Raw genomic sequence first — 16,584 nt, forward strand, 5'->3', positions numbered from 1 at the left:
GGATAAAAGGTCAAAAATTTATGCTATGACCTGTCATCTCCTCCGTCAAAATGTAAGCGCATTAGAGAATATAAAAAAGGCATGAGCTTGCGACGGGACGACATCCAAAAAATTAGATGTTATCCCCCAGCAAGCTCATGCCTAGTCGAACTAGTAACACGCTTGTCCAGCGTTATTCTGAGTCTTTATGAAATAAACGATATAAATGCATTGCGATGTACGCCGTTTCATCTTCGGGTATTTCGATCTCCAGCTTCTTCGACATCAAGTCCGCACATTTCTGTGCGACACTAAATTCGTAAGGCGCCATTTCCTTCAAGTTGTCTCGGAATGGATTCTTCGTGGCATCACCCTGGCGAATTCGTTCCATCGCAAAGCGCAAATGCGTAATTAATCGTAAATAATCAATGCTATCCTTCGGAATGACCCTGCCCCGCTCGCGTTCGATGAGAGCGACCAAATCCTTCAGAAGATGATTGTATTGAACAAAGTTCCCGACAGGGACATGGGCAACCGCAGACTGAATATGGATCGTCAAGAAACCAATCTCATCCTCCGGCACCTCTACATCAAACGTCTTATTAATCAGCTCAGCTGCTTGAGACGCGAGTTCGAATTCCTTCGGGTTCAATGTGCGAATCTCCCATAGAAACGGATTCTCAATCGCTATATTGTTGCGGAGACGATAAAGCGCATATTCGATATGGCTCGGCAAAGCGAGATGAATATGCTCGTTCAAATCCGGCGTCAACTGCTCCGATACGATCGAAATAATCTTCTCCGAAATGACAATGACTTCAGGATCAATTTGACCAAGCAGCATCTGATACTGCGATAAATGCTGTTTGTCCTCGATCACAAAGGTCTTCTCGATTCGTGTATCACTCGTCTCCAAAGAACCTCCGGGTTTTGCCCCAAAGCCGAGCCCTTTCCCCATAAGGATGGTTTCTTTGTTAGCCAACACATCGTTTGCCAATACGACATTGTTGCTTAATGACCGTACGATTTCAAAGCGACGTTGTTCTGACAAAGTAAGGCTCCTTTCCCCTGAGCGTACACATGGAAGATTACGTTTTGGAAACGTTTTCGATTCGTGCGTCAACTACAACATTCATTCTAGGTGAATCTACATTCAATGTCAACGAATAAATCTAATTTTGTCGAATATGTAGAATTATTGCAGAATATTATTTATTTGTAATTTTATTGACACATATGTAAACGATGAGGTAGCCGGGAAAGGAGCTTATCCTCACCCGACTGCAACACATTCGTTACTATTAGATAGACATTTCTTGAACTGCCGATACACGGTCAACGACCATAACTTGAATCTCTTCAGCCGTCTCCAGCATCAACGCTTCTTCCGCTAGCTTGCGCATCTCTTCACGGTTCAAGCGGCTCAGCAGTACACGTACTGGAAGTACAGAGCTTGCACTCATGCTGAATTCATCAAGACCAAGACCGAGCAGGATCGGAACAGCCTTCAGGTTGCCAGCCATTTCACCGCACATGCCAGCCCACTTGCCTTCTTTGTGCGCAGCATCGATAACCATCTTGATCAAGCGCAGTACTGCTGGGTTGAATGGCTGAGTCAAGTGGGATACTTGCTCATTCATCCGGTCAGCAGCCATCGTGTATTGTACCAAATCGTTCGTACCGATAGAGAAGAAGTCAACTTCCTTCGCCAATTGATCTGCAATAATCGCAGCAGCAGGTACCTCGATCATCATGCCGACTTCCATCTCTTTATTGTACGCAATGCCTTCTGCATCCAGCTCTGCTTGCGTCTCTGCCAGAATCGCATTTGCTTCGCGAAGCTCGCTCAGCGTAGAGATCATTGGGTACATCAGCTTGATGTTGCCTTTGGCGCTTGCACGAAGGATCGCACGAAGCTGTGTCTTGAACAGATCTTTACGATCCAAGCATAAGCGAATCGCACGGTATCCAAGGAATGGGTTCATTTCCTTCGGAAGCGGCAAGTAAGGCAGCTCCTTGTCCCCGCCAATATCCAATGTACGGATCACGACTGGCTTCTCCGTTCCAAGTGTTTCACATACGGCAACATAAGAGTTGTATTGTTCCTCTTCAGATGGGAAGTTGTCACGACCCATGTACAGGAATTCTGTACGGTACAAGCCTACACCCTCAGCACCGTTGTTGCGTGCGCCAAGCGCATCTTGCGGGTTGCCGATGTTTGACACGAGTTCAACCTCATGGCCATCAGCTGTGATCGAAGGTTTGTCTTTGTACAGCTTCATCTCTTCCTGACGCTTCTCGAACTTCACCTTCTTCTCTTGGTAAGTTGCAATCGTATCCGAATCTGGATTGATCAGGATAATGCCGCTTGAACCATCGAGAATGATCATGTCGCCGTTCTTCACTGTAGATGTAGCGTCCTGCAAGCCAACAACCGCAGGGATCTCCATCGAGCGCGCCATAATAGCCGAGTGGGAAGTACGACCGCCAATGTTCGTCGCAAAGCCTGCTACCTTGCTGCGATCCAGCTGGGCTGTATCGGAAGGAGTCAAGTCATGCGCGAAGAGCACAACTGCCTCTTCGAAGTCATTCAGAGAAACAGATTTCTTGCCGGACAATAGACCGAGTACACGCTTGCTCACATCGCGGAAGTCCGCTGCACGCTCACGCATATATTCACTGTCCATGCTGCTGAAGATGTCGACCAGCTGCTGAGTCACTTCCGAAAGAGCGAACTCTGCATTTACCTTCTCACTGCGAACCTTCTCAATCGCTTGCCCAACAAACTCTTCATCTTGCAATACAAGGATATGTGTAGCGAAGATTTCAGCTTGATGCTCGCCTAATTTTTTCGCTGTGTCTTCTTTAATCTGCTCCAGTTCGTTCATAGCCTGCTGTACAGCTGTCTGCAAGCGAGTTGCTTCTGCCTGTACATCATCGACCTGCTTGCGCTCAACCTCAGATGTATCATGCTCCAGGATGAATGCTTGGCCGATGGCATAACCGGATGCAGCTGGAATACCTTGAAGTAGCATCGGTTCCTCCACTCCTTTTTCCGCGTTAATGATTACGTTCTATTAGTCCAATACGGATTCGATTACTGCGCCTACTGCCTCAACTGCTTCAGCAGCCTTATCGCCTTCAGCAGATACTGTTACTGTGTCGCCAGCTTTCATACCGAGCGTCAATACGCCAGTGATGCTTTTTGCGCTTACTTTGCGGCCGTTGAATTCGATTGTAATTTGCTCTCCTGCGAATTCAGCAGCTTTCTTCATGATTGCGCCCGCTGGACGAGCGTGGATACCTTGTGGATTTTTAATTGTAAATTGTTTTTCCATTGTTATGCCCTCTTTTCGGTAATAGTAGAATGTGTTGCTTCTCTCGCTCAGAACTTAGTTTAGAACTTAGTTTAGAACTTAGTTCAAAACCATCTATTTCAATACTACTTCCATCAATTCATCGGAATCTGCTTTTACATTGCCTGTGTTCGCTTTCAGTTCAGCAACGATGTCACCGTTCGCTACAATAATTGGTGTTACAACAGGAAGGCCAGCTTCTTTAATTTGTGCAATATCGAACTCGATAAGCGTTTGGCCTTTTTTCACTTTGTCGCCGGATTTCACATGTGGCTTGAACGGTTTTCCTTGCAAGGATACGGTGTTCACACCGATGTGAACGAGTAGTTCCAAGCCGGATTCATGCGCAAGCACCAAGGAATGATGAGAATCGATCAAATGCACGACATGACCGTCGAATGGAGCTATAAATACACCTTCTGTTGGCTCTATAGCAATTCCGTCACCAATAATTTTTTGTGCAAATGCTGGATCTGGAACTTGCTCCAAAGGTACTGCTTGACCTGTAATCGGTGCTGTAATGGAAATTTTCTTTTTCTTTTTACCAAAACCAAACATATTGAGTTCCTCCTTGTATTTAACCATGTGAACTTTCGTCCGTCATTGTGGTTGTTGTGATAACCGACAAAAAAATCCAATTTCTCTTATGAGAAAATAAAAAGGCATGCGCTAAAGCATGCAGTTCACCCCGTGAACGGCCGCTTAGCTCATGCCTAGTCGCACTAGTAACACGCTAATTTCATGTGTAAAGATTCACACCCATTGTATCATGGTGGTTGCGCGGGATGCAAGCGAGCGGACTGTTGGTGAAATCTAGTCGATTCGTCCATCCTCAAGTGGCTGCTGAGTTATGCGGTATCCATAAGATGTGCGTTCTGGATACAAATCATACCGTCTGCGATTCGCCATGGTTACAATACAAATATACCCACTATATCCACATTTGCACCACATAATTGGGTGTTTATTTGATGATTACATCATATTGCATATCATACGCAGCACTGGAAAAAACGTTTCAAACCGCATATGACACAAGTTTTCCATTCTTACTCCACCCTTAACATACTTGGGTTTAGCCGATTACTGTTCGTCCCCCGCATAATAGCAAGATACCCCCATCTGCTGCAAGGTGCTGACCATATCGTCCGGCAATAGGCTGTCCGTTATGCATCCCGTAAGCCCATCTACAGTAGTCACTGTAAATAACGATGCTTTGCCCACCTTCGTATGATCGAATACCGCGAAAGTCTGCTGCGCTTGGCGCATTAGCATGCGGGCCGTCTGGGCTTCCAGCTCGGAGTATGTGGTGATTCCTTTCGTTGTTGAGAACCCATCTATCCCCATAAACAGCTTCTCAATATTCAAATGTTCAATCGTCCGTTCTGCTAATGGCCCGCACAGCTCGAAGCTATTGCTGCGCATTACGCCTCCGATGACAACAACTTGAATCCCCTCACAATCGGACAATTCCATCGCAATATTGACTGCATTGGTTACAACGGTAATCCCTTGGCGCTGCTTCAATAACCGAGCCAACAGGAATGTCGTCGTCCCTCCAGTCAAGCAGATGCTGTCGCCTTCTTCAATGAATTCCAAGGCTCGTCTTGCGATCGCTTCCTTCTCCAGCCACAGCAATTGACGCTTCTCGTCGAAGGAGACTTCTCTTACCGTACCTGGCCCTTCAAGCAGCGCACCACCAATTGTGCGGATCAGTTCCCCCTTGCGCTCCATGAGATCCAAATCACGGCGGGCCGTAGCTTCCGAACATTCGAACCGATCTATGATTTCTGATATCGTGATGCGTCCATTCTGCTTCATGACTTGCAGGATTTGCTGGCGTCGCAATTCACCCTTGGATAACGATTCACTCATAACTTACACTCCATCCGTTCCATAATCATACCTTTGTCGGGGCTTGCTTCTCTTTATGAAGAAACGCGATCCTAAAGCAAAGGTGCGAGCTGCTATCTGTTCCTGCAACCTTGATGCTTAGCCTGAACGGCTCGTTCTACTTTAAATGGATACGAACTGCGTCAAGTTCCGTGGATCATCCGGATTCAAGCCCCGCTTGAGCGCTGTGTAATATCCGTTATATTGAACAAAAGGCAGGTACAGCACTGCACGCGCTTCATCGCTTGCGTCCACATGGCCAAGCTCAATGACCTTGTCTGCAAATGCGGTGTCCGCACCCGCTTGCGCTGTTACAATGACAACTTTCGCCCCGTATGCCTTCATTTCTTGTGCTACCTTGAGTTCGTAAGCACGTGCACTCTCCGATAAGAGGAGCACAATCTGCGTTCCTGGCTCAACAATCGACTTCGGCCCGTGGCGGAATTCCAATGTGCCGTATGCTTCTGTCCACGTGTAGGTCATTTCCTTCAGCTTCAGGCAAGCTTCCAATGCCAATCCATACAATGCGCCCATACCCAAGTAAATCGTCTTATCAAATTGATTGCTCTTCACCCACGCAGATGTCGTGTCATCCGCCATTGTAACGAAGGCACTGCTGGATTGCAATACTCCCTCAAGCTCGGACAATTCCTTCGTCCGTCCTGCACCCAGTGCAATTGCCGCCTGCATCATGAACGTCATGCTGCTGAGCGATTTCGTCATAACTGTGCTCTTCTCAGCACCTAGCGGAGATACAAGGCATGGCGTCATTTGCGCCATCTTGCTGTTCGGATGACAAGTAATGCCACATGTTGTCCAATGCGTCAAGTCCTTGACGGAATCCAGCGCCAGAATCACTTCATGGGATTCGCCGGAACGAGATACACCCACAAGCAGCACCTTCTTCGATGGCGTCACCGTCTGCTCGCGGAACAAGAACAGATCAGAGGACGGATGTGCAGCTGCACTTCTTCCTGTCCACTTGCGGTATGTTGCCGCCATTGTCATTGCTTGGTACCAAGAAGACCCAGAACCAATGAATACAACCTCTTCAAATTGATCGTTTCCTATATATTGATCTACCCAATCCTTCTGATTGTGCAGCTGATCCCAAGCCGCTTGCAGCGCCGCCGCTTGATCGCTGATTTCCCGGTACGTATGTGTATCAAGATGGTTTGACATATCACAAATTCCTCCCTTATAATCAACTTAATGAAATTATAAATCATTATTTTGATTGTTTCAATCATTTATATGCAGGAGGTTACGGAAATGGGACATCTTATCAGCTCTACATCCATGCTCCAAGCTGCACGTGAACAAGGATTCGGAATTACTGCATTTAATGTACATACACTGGAAATGCTGCAAGCGGTTGTGGAAGCAGCAGAAGAGACGAATACACCGCTTATCTTGCAGACAACAGTCGGAACCGTAAAGCATCTAGGTCCAGAATATATTGTAGCTGCCGCTCAGACAGCAGCGAAGCAAGCTTCTATTCCCATCGCATTGCATCTGGATCACTGCACAGACTATGAACTGCTCGTTCAATGTATCCGTGCAGGCTATACATCTGTTATGATTGATGCTTCCATGCATCCTTATGAAGAGAACGTTCGCCGCACACAAGAGGTCGTGAAGGTAGCAATTGCTGCTGGCGTCAATATCGAGGCGGAGCTGGGCAAGGTCGGCGGCGTGGAGGATGACATTGTCGTCGAGGAAGAGGATGCGCGTCTGGCTGTTCCTGAAGAATGCGTGGCATTCGTAGAAGCGACAGCTGTTCCAACGTTGGCTCCTGCTATCGGAACTGCGCACGGCATTTATAAAGGCGAACCGAAAATCGCCTTCGATCGCCTAGAGCAAATTTATAAGCAAGTTAGCGTACCACTCGTACTGCACGGCGGCTCCGGTATTCCTGAGGAGCAGGTGAAGCGCTGCGTGAAGCTGGGCATGGGTAAGATGAACGTTGCAACAGAGCTGCGCATCGCCTTCTCGAACGCGATCAAAGATGTGTTCACTGCGAACCCAGATGAGAATGACCCACGCAAATATATGGTGCCTGCGAAGCAAGCGGTGAAGGAGCTGGCAATCCGCAAGATGGAAATGGCGGGCTGCATCGGGAAGGCGAGCGCCGTTCGCTAATCGCGGCTGGAGGATTGAAGATGATTACAACTGTTACCCTTAATGCGGCTATTGATAAGACCTATTACATTCCCGGATTTGGCAGTAATGCGCTGTATCGGGCTGATGAGACACTTGCTACGGCAGGAGGCAAAGGGATCAATGTCGCTCGCGTCATCCATGCATTAGGAGAAGAAGTAACGGCGACTGGATTCGTGGCTGGCTACAATGGCATGGCTATCGTGGATATGCTTCGTCAGGAAGGTATTCAGGCAGATTTCCTCTCCGTGTCCGGAGAATCCCGCCTCTGTCTGAACATTATTGATCCGGTAGGAGGCTCGCAGACGGAGCTGCTGGAAGCTGGGCCTGTGATCATGCCGGAAGCGATTGAGGCCATGAAGGTTAAGATCAAAGAGCTTGCTTCTCGTTCTTCTCATGTGGTCTTCTCTGGCAGTATGCCGAAGGGATGCGACACAGATCTATATGCCAACTTGATTCAGATCGCGCGAAGCCAAGGCGCGATTCCGATCTTGGATACGAGTGGCGATGCACTGATCGCAGGCATCCAGAGCAAGCCTTACTTGATTAAACCAAACGAGCATGAAGTTACGAAGCTCACGGGTGGTTCTGCCGACAATGAGGACGAGATCGTACGAGCCGTTCAGCAGCTCATGCAGGATGGTATTTCCAATGTGATCGTCTCCCTTGGCGAGCGAGGTGCTCTGGCAGGCTGTGATGGGAGATTGTATGGCGTATCCATCCCGCGCGTAGAGGCCGTTAATGCTGTAGGAAGCGGAGACTCTATGGTTGCGGGACTCGTCGTCGCAGATCATCGCGGCTGCTCTCCTGAAGAGAGGCTGAAGCTTGGCGCCGCTTGCGGTACAGCGAATGCGCTTATGCCTTCAGCCGGTATGGTGAAGCTGTCTGACGTGGAATCCCTTCTACGTGACATACAGGTTACCTGCTTTTCTTAGTTACATGTCTTTCTTAATTGCTTAATTTATCCTATCGCGAAACGTTAGAGCGGTCGTGGGCACTGTCAACTGAGACAGTCGCAGCACGACCGTTTTTTGTATGGCCTACAACGGATGCCTTCCTTCAATCCTCGAATCACTTGGTATGCAGCCCCCTCTGGGTAAGGCAATATGCTACTTCGTAAGTAAGCGGGACTCGCCCATCGTCCTGCTGGAATGTTGCTTGATAGGCTTGCAGCATCGTATGAATGAGCTTCCTGCTGCTTGCACTTTTACGCTGTTCACCACCCACTGCCCCAGTATCGTCGTGAACGTGAACAGCATTGCCCGCACCGACACGTCTCACCTGCGCGAGTGCAGTCCGAACATCAGGAAATGTATAGCGATAGCTGCTTGTCTCCCAACGAATTGCAAGGCTATTTCCTCCATGTTCGAGCAGCCATGTCATCCAATCTTCCTTATTCGGATAGCTCTGGCCGTGAGGTTGGGTAGGAAAACCAAGCAGCGCTTCCGCTTGGCGGAAAGCGTCATGCAGCTCTCTCACCGTTCCTGGCAAGAAGGTAGCAAACGCCAATAGCCCGCCAGGAGCCAGCAATTGCAGCAAGCGATGCGTTGTATCAGCCGGGAAATTGAACCACTGGAAAGCTGCGCTAGACGCAATAATGTTGTAGATTGGCCTCTCCGTCTCCTCCCGCCCGCAAGCACTCTCCAGCCAGGCTTCCGCATCGGCAATGATAAGATGTATGTTGGCAGGTGAGACTCCCGCATGTGTCAGCTTCGTACTAGCCCGCTCCAGCATGCGCGAAGACAAGTCCACCAGCGTGAGCTCCGCTCCCGGAAAGGCACGCGCTAATCGTTCCGACAGCATCCCCGTCCCGCATCCAATATCAAGAATGCGCACTGCACAGCTTACTTCATCGATCGATGCAGTCATTTTATTAAGGTCTATGTCGTAAATTAGTGACTCCGTATTAGGAGGATTCCCTTGTGGTGTTCCTTCAAATAAGGGCGGTCTTATAGTCTGACACATACGCTCGACCAGCTCATCCGCCATTACCCGCTGCACTTCGGCATAACGGTCATACTCTTTAGCGTGCCGATCAAAGCGCTGCCGCACGATTCGTTTGTCCACATTCGCCCCCGCAAACATCACGCTTCCCCTCCCTGTTCCATCTGAAAATCATCGAATAGCGTCTGCTTCGATGATGCGCTGCACCACATGCGTATATGGTGCAGCCATTGCGCCGTCTGCGTAGCGAACGGCGCATGCCCGGCGTGCGGGAGCACCACGAACCGCGCAGCGTTCCGGTGGCCGCACGCCGCTTGTGCCCGCTGCTGCGCAGCAAGCGGGCATACGCTGTCGTCCGCGCCATGAAGCCAGTACAGGCGCGGACCATCCGGCGCGTCGGTAAGACGCGCCCACGCCCGCTCCAGGTCGGCCTCCTGCAAGTAGGCCAGACCCGCATCAAGCCCCGCGGGCGTGATGTCCTTGCCGAGAGCTGCCGTGTGCTCCAGCAGCCAGCGGCAGCTCTCGGCGCTCGCGCGCTCCGCCGCAGCCGGAATACACTCCGCGAACGCGCGGAGTGTATCCGCCGGCGCAGCTTGCGCCAAGCGGCGGCGCATGCGCCGGACGATCCGGTCTGGCCAGCCGGCCTGACCTGTGTCGTCAATGAAGCGCAGCGTGGTTCCCGTCAGAATGACGCTGCGCACAACGGGCGGGCGAACAGCTGCGACATAGTCGCCCATGCAACCTGTTCGCCCAATCCCCCGCTCATGCTCATGCTCTTGCTCTTGCCCTTGATCTTGCTCCCACGCTTTATTCAGCCCGATGTCCGATGCCTCGCGCCATTCATTCAGCAGCTCTAGCAGCAGCATACCGCCCATCGACCAACCAATCGCATGCCATTCCCCTTCCGGCTCATCTTCAAACGGCCGTCGAACCGCAGCCAGCAGCTCTGCAACTGTACTCGCATCAGCATACGACACATAACGATGCTCGAACTCAGGCAGCATCGCTGCAAGATGCCTCCACACCGAAGAGGACATTCCCCAGCCATGTACCCATAACAGTTTCGGTTTAGATGGGAGCTTCAATGATGCCGCAACTTGCATGCAGCCTTTTTCAAATCTTGTCGATTGAATCTCCATCCTCCCCATACCCCCTTCAGCATGGACGGTATGATAGCATACATATTTCATGCCATCGCTTTCTTCATCCATATATCAACCTCTATCTTCATGCTCTATCCCGCATCATTTTTTAATTTCTAGTTTTGCATCACTCTCATATTTATCATTCTTCTCATCCTTATCTCTGCTTTGCCCGTGTAACTGTCAGTCCTACTGTTTTTGTCTTTGCCTTTATATTTATCTCATTCTCTATCTCTCAAACTTTATCTTTATCCTCTATATTTCTAAGTTTATATCCTTTACTGTCGCCGATCAGCGTGTTACGCTTCCTGCCATTGATTCGCAGCGTCCACAACCCTATCTGCTGCCCGCAGCAGCTCCTCATCCTGATGCAGCGGAGAAGGTGCGAACCGGATGCGCGCTGTACCCTCCGGCACAGTTGGGGGGCGAATCGCAAGACCCGCTACGCCAGCTTTAGTCAGAGCCGCGCTTACCACAACTGCTCTCTGATCAGAGCCGAGCATGACGGGAACGATATGACTGTCCCCTTCTCCCGTGTCGAGGCCGCCAGCCTGCAATCGCGTACGAAAGAGCGCCGCCTTATGCATCAACTCCAAACGAGCCTGGCCTGCAGCGCGCACTTCCCTAAGCCGTGAGCGCACAAGCGCTGCCACGAACGGCGGCAAACCTGTATTATAGATAAAAGTTCGAGCATGGTTCACAAGATACCTAATTACAATATCCTCCGCAGCGACATAGGCACCGACTGCCCCAAAAGCCTTGCCGAACGTGCCCATAATGATATCCACATGCCCATGAATGCCAAGCTCATGACAGAGTCCTTCCCCCTCGGCACCGTACACACCGCCACTATGCGCCTCATCCACCATCAGGATTGCACCGTACCGCTCCTTCAACATGACTAGCTCTTTCAGTGGTGCCCTTGTTCCATCCATGCTGAACACCGCATCGGTCACAATCAGCTTGCGTGACGCCCTCCCCGCCCCTGATGCACCAACCGTCCACTTCTTCAATTGGTCTTCCAGTCGATTGAGATCGCGATGCGGGTAGCGAACATGCGCTGCACGACTTAGCACAATCCCATCCACAATGCTCGCATGATTAAGTCGATCACTAAATACTACGTCGTGACGACCAACAAGCGCAGGGATGATTCCCGCATTAGCCATATATCCACTTGAGAAAATGAGACATGCCTCCGTCTGCTTGAAATCCGACATCTCCCGCTCTAATGCCTCATGGTGAGGATCATGCCCTGTAATGAGGCGCGAAGCCCCAGACCCGATCCGCAGTCCCGGCTCCCCCAGTTCCACAGCTTCCTCATTCAACGATCGCCACATTGTCTCAGATATCCAAGGGTACAGCCCCAAGTAATAGTTGGAGGCAAGATTAAGTACCCTCTTCCCATCGCGATTCACCCAGCCATCTGGCAGCCAAGTTGTCTGCGTCAATTGACGCAGACGTCCGACCTGCTCGCGTTCCGCCAATTGCTCGCGCATCCATGCCCAACGGTCAGACCCAGAACTTATAACGCACATCGTTCAATCTCAAATCCGAGATCTTCGATCATCCGATGATCTTCTGTTGCTTCCTGCCCTTCTGTCGTCAAGTAGTCGCCGACAAAAATGGAATTAGCCGCATAGAGCGCTAACGGCTGCAAGGAACGCAGATTCACTTCACGACCTCCGGATGCCCGAATCTCCTTCGATGGGCAGACGAAGCGGAACATCGCCAATGCCTTCAAGCAGCGGCGCGGATCCAATTCATTCAGATGAGCCAGTGGCGTACCGGGTATTGAATTTAAGAAATTGATTGGAATCGAATCTGCATCCAGCTCGCGCAAGGAAAAGGCCACATCCACCAACTGCTCGTCAGTCTCCCCCATCCCCATAATGACACCTGAACACGGAGACATACCTGCTGCCTTGGCTGTACTCACCGTATGTACTCGATCCTCATACGTGTGCGTTGAAGTGATATGCGAATAATGATCGGCACTCGTATTCAAATTGTGGTTGTAACGATCAACGCCAGCCTGCTTCAGCCGATCCGCCTGTTCTTGCGAGAGTATCCCTAGGCACGCGCATATTTTCATTGGCATCGTCGTCTTGATTTCTTCTACAGCTGCAACGACCTGATCCAACTCCCGCTTTGTAGGCCCCCGCCCACTGGCGACAATGCAATACGTCCCCACCTTCATTTCCATCGCTTTGCGCGCACCGTCCACAAGTGTATCCTTCTCCAGCATTGTATACTTCTCGATTGGGGCATCGGATTGAGTCGACTGTGAGCAATACCCGCAATCTTCCGGACAATAACCGCTCTTTGCATTAATAATCAAGTTCAGTTTCACCTTATTACCGTAATAATGCCGCCGCACCTGGTACGCCCCATCCATAATGGCAAGCAGCTCACTATCCTTAGCCTGCAGAATGGATAGCGCCTCCTCACGCGATAATACCTTCCCCTCAATGATCTCTGCTGCAAGACCGCGCCAATCCATACCCGCCTTTACCAACTGTTCCTTCATCCTCATCTCTCCCTTAAAGGTTGTGACATCCTCATTTCATCTTCGTTCCATCTGTAGAACATTGCATCTATCTGTGTCTTTCCATTTTTGTGTCTGCATTTTTGTGCCTGCATCTCTGCGTCTATATCTATGTGCTTATATCTTTTTTCCATATCTATGCGTCTACATCTCTATATCTTTGCGTCTACATCACTGTGCTACATCTTTGTGTCTATTCATCTCTGTGTCTATCCTTCGTTATGTTCCCAGTACCGTTTATATCCGCTTCCGCAGCCAATCCATCATTTTCTCCATTCGGACAAAGGATTCAAGCCACTGCTCTCGCCAAGCCACCCAAGCTTCCATTTCCACTGCTTGAGCATTGGCAGGCTGCATTAGCCAGGGAACAATCCCGCATACGGGCACACCAGCCATGGCCTCAATCATCCGAGCATTTTCCGCAATCTCTCGCTCATCTGCCAATGACCGCGGTCCGCTGAATACGACTGCTATATCCGTGATGCATCGCTCCCTCGCATACTGCACTGCTGTCACCGTATGGCTTACTGTCCCTAAACCGGGGGGAGCTACGAGCAGCACAGGTGTACCCAGTTCGCGAGCAGCGTCAGCCATCGTGTACTCTGCGCTGAACGGTACTGCGATCCCTCCCGCTCCTTCAACCAGCAAAAAGGAACCATCCTCCTGCCGTCTCCGTCCTTCCTCCAACAAGCGCTCGAATGCAAATGGAACCCCCGCCCGTTCAAACGCCATCCATGGCGCCAACGGATCTGGCAGCGTCCATGTCGCGATCTCTTCTTCCGGTGTCTCTAACAGTCCGCTTCCCATTCGCAGACGATAGCTGTCTGCCTCAGGGTCACCTAAGGTTACCCCGCTCTGTACCGGCTTCCATATTCGAATTCGACGCTGGCATATCTCGCGGCAGTACGCCCCTATTCCTGCGGTCACAATCGTTTTCCCTATCCCAGTTCCTGTGGAGGATATAAATAGCCCTCTTGAGAAATGGTGTTTCTCGTCTGTATGTATATATGGAACCATATGCAGCACCTCCTCAACGTTAACCATAGAAATAAATATATAGTTAACATTTCAGAAATATATTTTACCTAATGATTTCTCAAAGGACAAGAGTTTGTTAACCAAATATTATGTTAATTGGTTAACAATTATGTTGTAGTAACGGAAAATTTCTAATCAATACCTACACATCACACTTTACTGTGATCATGAGCCTATCAAGCAGGAGAAGTTTTTGGGAGATGTTGTTGTGAACCCAGATAACAAACCTTACAATCAAAAATCCCCCCACAACTCAAGTTGTGAGGGGACAGTCATCATCAATCACTGACATTTAGTTCGAAGCTGCTTGTATTTCTCAGTTGCCTCAGTCGGTTGCCAGCAATCAGGTATATAAAACAGGTTGTACGTCTTACTTCTACGCCTTATTTCTATAGCTTTCTTCTAAGCGCTATCGATTATCACCCGTATCGCGATCCGATGTCTGACGACTGTCTCGATCCTTTGGCTCTGTATCTGCATCACGATGAACTTCTGCATCTCCACCGTCAGGCCTCAGCTCCATCGATTCCTGCGTGATGAGCTCATTAATCTGATGCTTAATAGTTTCAGAGCGCGTACCGAATATCGCCTGTACGCTGTTGCCGACCTCAAGAACCCCAGAGGCTCCGAGCTCCTTCAGACGATCCTTATTCACATCACCGGAATCCTTCACCTGTACACGAAGCCGCGTAATACATGCATCGAGGGAAGCAATGTTCTCCTTGCCGCCAAGCGCATTCAAAATGCCGCGCGGCAGTTCATTGGAGGCGGCTGACCCCGTAGCTGCGGCAGCTGCTGGAGCTGTGTCTTCACGCCCCGGTGTTCGCAAATTGAACTTGCGAATTGCAAAGCGGAAGCCAAAATAATAGATGACGGCGAGCACAAGCCCAACCGGAATAACAAGCCAGTAAGGCGTTCGATTCTGCAAGACGCCGAACAACAAATAGTCAATAACGCCGCCCGAAAACGTCATGCCGATCTTGACGCCAAGCAAATGCATGGTTAAGAACGACAGCCCTGCAAACACCACATGCACAGCAAATAATAAAGGAGCAACGAACAGGAAAGAGAACTCAAGCGGCTCCGTAATCCCTGTCAAAAAAGAAGTTAGTGCAGCCGAACCCATCAAGCCTGCTACTACGGCTTTGTTCTCCTTGCGCGCTTCATGATAGATTGCCAGTGCAGCCGCCGGGAGTCCGAACATCATGAATGGAAATTTACCAGTCATGAAGGTTCCGGCTGTTAGAGGCACCCCATCCTTTAACTGGGCAAAAAATATTTTCTGGTCGCCGCGAATGAGCTGCCCTGCCTTGTCCATGTATTCCCCAAATTCGAACCAAAATGGAGAATAGAAAATATGATGCAGCCCAAACGGGATCAGTGCCCGCTCACAAATACCAAATATGAACGCGGCCAGCGCTCGATTCGAATCAAGCAAAGAATGCGAGAAGGCATTCAAGCCATGTTGAACAGATGGCCAGACAAACACCATGATGATACCGATAATAAGCGAGGTTACAGCCGTAATAATCGGCACGAAGCGTTTGCCCGCAAAGAAGCCCAAATAAGAGGGCAGCTCAATCGTGAAAAATCGCTGGTACAGAACAGCTGCGACAATCCCGATTATAATCCCGCCGAACACTCCCGTTTGCAGAGTCGGAATACCTTGAATCGTAGCATATGCCGAATTGCCAGCCACAACATCAGGTGTAACGTTCATCATGACCTTCATCGTTACGTTCATAACGAAGTAGCCAACGATAGCCGCCAAGCCCGCTACCCCGTCTCCGCCAGCAAGACCGATGGCAACGCCAACCGCGAACAAGAGAGACAAGTTATCGAATACGATGCCTCCCGCTTGCTCCATGACGTTCGTGATGACACTGACTGCACTATTTCCAAGCCAAGGCAGTCTCGCAATCATATCCGGATTGCGCAGCGCATTGCCGATGCCAAGCAAAATACCTGCCGCAGGCAGGATGGCGACAGGCAGCATAAGCGCCTTGCCTACTTTCTGCAACACGCCGAACGCTGATTTGAACATGTGATTCAACCCCTCATCGCATCAAGGTATGTAAGTACGCTAAGTACGCCTTACCTTTCCCTAGTGCAGGAAAAAGTATGCAATCCGATGAAATATGCTAGATCAGACAGTGTAGGGATGTCGTAGATTAAGCAGCCAAGATGCATGAAAGCAAAAATAAGGCTTGCGCGTGACGCCACGTCATATGGGAAAGTAATTGCAGGAGGTGGAAGATTTGGATTCTTTTTTATAAAGACTTAGGCTTTAACCTAAAAGAAATTCAAGAACAATGCCTTACGTATGAAAATAAAGGAGATCTGAAACGTATACTGCGGCGCCAAAGCGACCTTCTGTTCACAAAAGAAATGGAATTCCGCTCAGACCGGGCATTCATAGATGCGATGATTTCGTGCATGGAGAACAGTGACTCGATCAATGTGGAGACGATCATGGAGCTGACTTTGAATAAACGGAAACATCTTCTCTTGGACTATATCAACA

15 protein-coding genes are annotated in these 16,584 nt (G+C 49.8%); 2 read left to right on the forward strand and 13 right to left on the reverse strand.

Features of this window, described 5'->3' with window-relative positions:
• Window positions 1-172: 172 nt before the first annotated feature.
• The 6 genes from glcT to PBN151_RS20770 all read right to left on the reverse strand — a co-directional run bounded on the left by glcT (window position 173) and on the right by PBN151_RS20770 (window position 6,410).
• Window positions 173-1,030 carry a glucose PTS transporter transcription antiterminator GlcT gene (gene glcT, locus PBN151_RS20745; RefSeq protein WP_072730531.1) on the reverse strand — a complete coding sequence of 286 codons (858 nt, stop codon included), beginning with the start codon at window positions 1,028-1,030 and terminating at the stop codon, window positions 173-175.
• 250 nt (window positions 1,031-1,280) lie between these two features.
• Window positions 1,281-3,014, reverse strand: a complete 1,734-nt coding sequence (ptsP, locus tag PBN151_RS20750; RefSeq protein WP_072730532.1) for a phosphoenolpyruvate--protein phosphotransferase — start codon at window positions 3,012-3,014, stop codon at window positions 1,281-1,283.
• Between the two features lie 42 nt (window positions 3,015-3,056).
• Complete coding sequence (locus PBN151_RS20755) at window positions 3,057-3,317, reverse strand: HPr family phosphocarrier protein (RefSeq protein WP_021252247.1); 261 nt, start codon at window positions 3,315-3,317, stop codon at window positions 3,057-3,059.
• Window positions 3,318-3,410: 93 nt separating this feature from the next.
• Window positions 3,411-3,893, reverse strand: coding sequence for a PTS sugar transporter subunit IIA (locus PBN151_RS20760; protein WP_072730533.1), 483 nt, complete (start codon window positions 3,891-3,893; stop codon window positions 3,411-3,413).
• A gap of 525 nt (window positions 3,894-4,418) precedes the next feature.
• Complete coding sequence (locus PBN151_RS20765; RefSeq protein ID WP_072730534.1) at window positions 4,419-5,210, reverse strand: DeoR/GlpR family DNA-binding transcription regulator; 792 nt, start codon at window positions 5,208-5,210, stop codon at window positions 4,419-4,421.
• Between the two features lie 141 nt (window positions 5,211-5,351).
• Entirely contained in the window at window positions 5,352-6,410 is a 1,059-nt protein-coding gene (locus PBN151_RS20770) for an SIS domain-containing protein (protein WP_072730535.1), read from the reverse strand.
• 90 nt (window positions 6,411-6,500) lie between these two features.
• On the opposite strand from PBN151_RS20770, the gene PBN151_RS20775 reads away from it, so the two are divergent.
• Both PBN151_RS20775 and pfkB read left to right on the forward strand, forming a co-directional pair.
• The gene (locus PBN151_RS20775) at window positions 6,501-7,370 is read left to right on the forward strand and encodes a class II fructose-bisphosphate aldolase (RefSeq protein WP_072730536.1); all 870 of its coding nucleotides are present in this window, start codon (window positions 6,501-6,503) and stop codon (window positions 7,368-7,370) included.
• A gap of 20 nt (window positions 7,371-7,390) precedes the next feature.
• Window positions 7,391-8,323 (forward strand): 1-phosphofructokinase, encoded by a 933-nt coding sequence (gene pfkB / locus PBN151_RS20780; RefSeq protein ID WP_072730537.1) that lies wholly within the window; start codon window positions 7,391-7,393, stop codon window positions 8,321-8,323.
• 136 nt (window positions 8,324-8,459) lie between these two features.
• On the opposite strand, the gene PBN151_RS20785 is transcribed toward pfkB, so the two are convergent.
• From PBN151_RS20785 to ptsG, 7 genes are all read right to left on the reverse strand, one after another.
• The gene (locus PBN151_RS20785) at window positions 8,460-9,473 is read right to left on the reverse strand and encodes a methyltransferase domain-containing protein (RefSeq protein ID WP_072730538.1); all 1,014 of its coding nucleotides are present in this window, start codon (window positions 9,471-9,473) and stop codon (window positions 8,460-8,462) included.
• Window positions 9,473-10,543, reverse strand: a complete 1,071-nt coding sequence (locus tag PBN151_RS20790) for an alpha/beta fold hydrolase (protein ID WP_227774902.1) — start codon at window positions 10,541-10,543, stop codon at window positions 9,473-9,475. Before PBN151_RS20790 ends, PBN151_RS20785 begins: the two co-directional genes overlap by 1 nt.
• 230 nt (window positions 10,544-10,773) lie before the next feature.
• Window positions 10,774-12,012 (reverse strand): aminotransferase class I/II-fold pyridoxal phosphate-dependent enzyme, encoded by a 1,239-nt coding sequence (locus tag PBN151_RS20795; protein WP_227774904.1) that lies wholly within the window; start codon window positions 12,010-12,012, stop codon window positions 10,774-10,776.
• Complete coding sequence (gene bioB / locus PBN151_RS20800; RefSeq protein ID WP_072730539.1) at window positions 12,000-13,004, reverse strand: biotin synthase BioB; 1,005 nt, start codon at window positions 13,002-13,004, stop codon at window positions 12,000-12,002. Before bioB ends, PBN151_RS20795 begins: the two co-directional genes overlap by 13 nt.
• Window positions 13,005-13,006: 2 nt before the next feature.
• Window positions 13,007-13,156 (reverse strand): hypothetical protein, encoded by a 150-nt coding sequence (locus tag PBN151_RS31430; protein ID WP_175560765.1) that lies wholly within the window; start codon window positions 13,154-13,156, stop codon window positions 13,007-13,009.
• 103 nt (window positions 13,157-13,259) lie between these two features.
• Window positions 13,260-14,039: a dethiobiotin synthase gene (gene bioD, locus PBN151_RS20805; RefSeq protein WP_072730540.1), complete on the reverse strand. Its 780-nt coding sequence runs from the start codon at window positions 14,037-14,039 to the stop codon at window positions 13,260-13,262.
• A 430-nt stretch (window positions 14,040-14,469) separates the two neighbouring features.
• Window positions 14,470-16,104, reverse strand: coding sequence for a glucose-specific PTS transporter subunit IIBC (gene ptsG, locus PBN151_RS20810; RefSeq protein WP_072730541.1), 1,635 nt, complete (start codon window positions 16,102-16,104; stop codon window positions 14,470-14,472).
• Between the last annotated feature and the right edge of the window lie 480 nt (window positions 16,105-16,584).

Source organism: Paenibacillus sp. NAIST15-1, from assembly GCF_001894745.1.
GTDB classification, from domain to species: Bacteria; Bacillota; Bacilli; order Paenibacillales; family Paenibacillaceae; genus Paenibacillus_B; species Paenibacillus_B suaedae.

What these genes read in the sequence shown, in the direction of transcription:
- ptsP (WP_072730532.1), bottom strand. Translation starts at nt 3,014, where the DNA reads ATGCTACTTCAAGGTATTCCAGCTGCATCCGGTTATGCCATCGGCCAA.
- bioB (WP_072730539.1), bottom strand. Translation starts at nt 13,004, where the DNA reads ATGAAGGAACAGTTGGTAAAGGCGGGTATGGATTGGCGCGGTCTTGCA.
- PBN151_RS20795 (WP_227774904.1), bottom strand. Translation starts at nt 12,012, where the DNA reads ATGTGCGTTATAAGTTCTGGGTCTGACCGTTGGGCATGGATGCGCGAG.
- ptsG (WP_072730541.1), bottom strand. Translation starts at nt 16,104, where the DNA reads ATGTTCAAATCAGCGTTCGGCGTGTTGCAGAAAGTAGGCAAGGCGCTT.
- PBN151_RS20765 (WP_072730534.1), bottom strand. Translation starts at nt 5,210, where the DNA reads ATGAGTGAATCGTTATCCAAGGGTGAATTGCGACGCCAGCAAATCCTG.
- PBN151_RS20755 (WP_021252247.1), bottom strand. Translation starts at nt 3,317, where the DNA reads ATGGAAAAACAATTTACAATTAAAAATCCACAAGGTATCCACGCTCGT.
- PBN151_RS20790 (WP_227774902.1), bottom strand. Translation starts at nt 10,543, where the DNA reads ATGGATGAAGAAAGCGATGGCATGAAATATGTATGCTATCATACCGTC.
- PBN151_RS31430 (WP_175560765.1), bottom strand. Translation starts at nt 13,156, where the DNA reads ATGGAAAAAAGATATAAGCACATAGATATAGACGCAGAGATGCAGGCA.
- PBN151_RS20775 (WP_072730536.1), top strand. Translation starts at nt 6,501, where the DNA reads ATGGGACATCTTATCAGCTCTACATCCATGCTCCAAGCTGCACGTGAA.
- PBN151_RS20785 (WP_072730538.1), bottom strand. Translation starts at nt 9,473, where the DNA reads ATGTTTGCGGGGGCGAATGTGGACAAACGAATCGTGCGGCAGCGCTTT.
- bioD (WP_072730540.1), bottom strand. Translation starts at nt 14,039, where the DNA reads ATGGTTCCATATATACATACAGACGAGAAACACCATTTCTCAAGAGGG.
- PBN151_RS20770 (WP_072730535.1), bottom strand. Translation starts at nt 6,410, where the DNA reads ATGTCAAACCATCTTGATACACATACGTACCGGGAAATCAGCGATCAA.
- PBN151_RS20760 (WP_072730533.1), bottom strand. Translation starts at nt 3,893, where the DNA reads ATGTTTGGTTTTGGTAAAAAGAAAAAGAAAATTTCCATTACAGCACCG.
- pfkB (WP_072730537.1), top strand. Translation starts at nt 7,391, where the DNA reads ATGATTACAACTGTTACCCTTAATGCGGCTATTGATAAGACCTATTAC.